The sequence below is a fragment of the Streptomyces sp. NPDC059080 genome (assembly GCF_042739975.1).
GTDB classification, from domain to species: Bacteria; Actinomycetota; Actinomycetes; order Streptomycetales; family Streptomycetaceae; genus Streptomyces; species Streptomyces benahoarensis.
This window is the reverse complement of the sequence record NZ_JBHYGX010000083.1, coordinates 1-3,281: the sequence shown is the minus strand read 5'-3', so window position 1 is coordinate 3,281 and position 3,281 is coordinate 1. Positions and strand designations below refer to the sequence as shown.

Sequence of the window (3,281 nt, the reverse complement as noted above, 5' to 3'; positions counted from 1 at the left end):
TGTTAGTATATATTGTAAATTATTTCACCCTTAACCGTTGACCGACATAAATCTTATTCGCATCCGGGATACGATTAACTGTGGTCAATGTCTTAACGGACACACCGAATTTCTTACCAATTTTCGTCAGGTTGTCGCCCGCCTTTACGGTGTAGAATGTACCGCCGGATGGTGCGGCTCCTGATACCTTCAGGACTTGACCAACACGAATCATATTAACATCTTTAATACCGTTCACTTTCGCCAACTCCTTCACTGACGTATTATATTTCTTTGCAATTGCTGTCAATGTGTCACCCGCCTTAACGGTATATGTCGAGCCGGACGACTTGGCAGGTTTCGCCTTCACTGCGGCTTTGTTCCCGACCTTATCGTATTTCGTCAGCCCGTGGGCTTCGATTGTGGCGATAAGCTTCTTCGCATAGTTCGGGTCTGTCGCATATCCACCCTTTTGGATGGCGGCACAAGCTTGTACATAGTTCGTTTCCCCGACAACAGCCTTATAACGGTCAAGACGGTTATAGAGGTTCACAAGGTCTATGATAGAATCGCGAACAGACTTATACGCCCGGAACCCTGCTTTGATTGTTTTATCGACCCCGTTTAAAACCTCCCACGTGCCCATATGAACGGTTCCAGCGTTCCCGATACCTTTTATACCAAACAGGTTATTTGCACGCGTAGCAAGCCCGGATTTGCCCCAATTTGACTCATGTATGGCTTGTGCTGTGATAACTGAAGGTAAAACTCGACTTACACCGTATAATTTTTGTGCTTCACTTGCAACATTCTCCATGAAACTCATTCTTTTACACTCTCCCTCATTTGTTGTCTCATTTCATTTATTTGTTCGTCTGAAGCGGATTCAATCCATAGTTTTCTATCCTTCTGAAATTGCGCCCGCCAATATCCCGGCGGCTGTACGGTTGTCGCATTATCCGGTACGGAATCAGCCGGAACAATTTCAGGATAGTCGAAGATGAAATCCGAATCATATACGAATACTTGTATCATTTCCATTGCTCCAACCCTCCTAGTAAGGCACTGCCGCGTCTAATGACCAACTGGACACGGCGGACTGATTGTTTCCTGAAAAGCCGACAAACGCCAGTTTACCGTCAGTGTTGATATAAAATTTTGTGAAGCCTGTCGTTCCGTATGCTGTTGCCATGACCGCCTTTTTGTCTGACGGTGAATATGACGCGGGCAATTGTGCAAAGTCAACGCCGAGGTCACACGCCACGTCACCTTTTAGCATGAGGATGTTTCCCCAGCGGGTATACTGCGGTGTTCTTCCTGACGCCTTTGCTCCATTCAATAACGGAAGGTTATACCATGTGAGCGCCATAAAATCATTTTGTGTAAACAGCTGTCGCCAACCCCTGAATACATTGTCAGTGTGTATAACACCAATCCATGACGTATTATCATAGGAACGTGTCAGAACCAATTTCCGCAGACCGTTTGGCGCTGGTAGAATGTCGAGATAGTACCAAGAAGCGTCACCCGGTAACGGTAGTTGATTCCATCCTGTCCCATAATAAAAACCGGGTGGTGCGGTGAATATGCTGTCAGCTGAAGCCAACCGTTTCCGCATTCCTTCAGCATCCGTTAATGCATATTTCTGTGAGAAGTTTTGAACCCCGATAACATCCTGAAGCGATAGATTCGTTGTCTGTAAATCCTTTTGCAGCTGTGTCGCATCCGTAGCAGCTTGATTCCATTTCAAACGTTCAGAATCCGAGACGTGAGGTTTAGCATTTGCGATATGGTTCTTCAGGTTTGTTTCTGATGTCGTCACCCTGTCACTCATACCGTCCCACTTGGTACGGTATTCAGACGATACGTGTTTGGTCGTGTCCTTTACATGAGCGTCCAAGACTCGGCCGAATGAATCAACGTCAGCCTTCATACTTTGAATTTGTTGGTCAGTTGCACCAGTTGACCCACCGTCCGCGGTATCCTCTAACGCTTGGACTTTTTGCTGAAGCGTCAGAATATCGTTCTTTATCTCATCTGACACGTCCATATGGTCAACGGTGTCCTGAAGCTTTGCCATCTTGTCTTTTAAATCTGAAATACTTGTTTTGACGCCTGTATCATCATAGGGCGGCGTCCGCCTTGACCCGAGTTCAATCAATTAGGACACCTCCACGATTGTGACGACTGTCTCAGTATCAGCGACTAGGTACACGTCAGGGCTTTGGCTATGAACCTTAAATGTTAGCGGGCTGTCGTTAGACGTGAGCGGCGCACCTGTAGTCGTCTCGACACCCTGCTTACCCCAATAAATGACACCCGAGTTAGGCGGGTAGATCGTCAACTCTCGGCGGTTTGTCAGTTTGCTAGAACCTGACTTTGCCATTACAGGCGTGACGCCTACACTCACCCCACCAACCCTAAAGTCATTCATTCCGGCTTCCCGAGTTGGTACAGGTTGTGTCGCCGGGATAGAAGACCCGCCGAGTGTGACAGGCTTATCTATCTCAACACTCCCAATATGCTTGTCGCCTGCCGCAAGCGGCGGTAACGCTGATATATCTACGGTTCCTGTCATCTGCCCAAGCTGAACGGTGTCAATGGACTGTGGTATAGATGACGCTGTAAATTTCTCAATCCAAGATTCGACCCGGACTTTTTCGGGCTGCACGATCGCGGCGTCAAGGTAGATTGTGTGATAGCCGAGCGGTCGCGCCAAAAGCTTTGTTGACCCCGGCGCTACGGCTAAAAGATAATTGTTAGGCGACACGCTCGGGCGCTCGTGTACGTACACGATCTGACTTGTGTTATTTGTTATGGCTGAATGGTTCGGCTTTGTGTCGTCAAAATAAACCGTTGTAATGTCGCCCGGTAGCATGGTGACGGTCTGTTCACGCCATGTACTCTTTTTATGGTCATCCCCCGGCTGTTTGACTAGTTCCGGCATTCTTGTTCACTCCTTTTGCTATTGTAGCGGCTTTCTTGATGTGGTTTGACGCGCTGCGTCCTTTCTTAATGGCTTTGGCTCCCTTAGAAACAGATTTGACAGCACGACCACCCGGAACAAAATCCATTGCGGTGGATGCTGTACCTTTCGCAACGTCTCCGACTGCTGGGAAGGCTTTCATAAAGAACACGATTGCAATGATAGCAAGCCCGAGAATAAGAGACCATCTGAACACGCCGAACATGATATTTGATAAATATGATTTGTCGTCAGTGCCTGAAGATGAAGAATCCCCACCTGTCGCCCCGGCTCCTGACGTTCCTTTGAATGTAATGTCCTTATCATCGTACGGGTG

The 3,281-nt window shown here is 47.7% G+C and carries 5 protein-coding genes; all 5 read right to left on the bottom strand.

The genetic code is table 11. From position 1 onward, the window contains the following. Positions 1-19 precede the first annotated feature (19 nt). On the bottom strand, positions 20-805 hold the full coding sequence (locus ACFWWQ_RS29595; protein ID WP_376322298.1) for a glucosaminidase domain-containing protein: 786 nt from the start codon (positions 803-805) through the stop codon (positions 20-22). Further along, entirely contained in the window at positions 802-1,020 is a 219-nt protein-coding gene (locus tag ACFWWQ_RS29590; RefSeq protein ID WP_376642732.1) for a hypothetical protein, read from the bottom strand. Before ACFWWQ_RS29590 ends, ACFWWQ_RS29595 begins: the two co-directional genes overlap by 4 nt. 13 nt (positions 1,021-1,033) lie before the next feature. Then, positions 1,034-2,140 carry a hypothetical protein gene (locus ACFWWQ_RS29585; RefSeq protein WP_384537960.1) on the bottom strand — a complete coding sequence of 369 codons (1,107 nt, stop codon included), beginning with the start codon at positions 2,138-2,140 and terminating at the stop codon, positions 1,034-1,036. After that, complete coding sequence (locus tag ACFWWQ_RS29580; RefSeq protein WP_376642735.1) at positions 2,141-2,926, bottom strand: hypothetical protein; 786 nt, start codon at positions 2,924-2,926, stop codon at positions 2,141-2,143. Continuing rightward, a partial coding sequence (locus ACFWWQ_RS29575; RefSeq protein ID WP_384602337.1) for a hypothetical protein occupies positions 2,895-3,281 on the bottom strand: 387 nt, incomplete at its 5' end. The genes ACFWWQ_RS29575 and ACFWWQ_RS29580, both read right to left, overlap by 32 nt.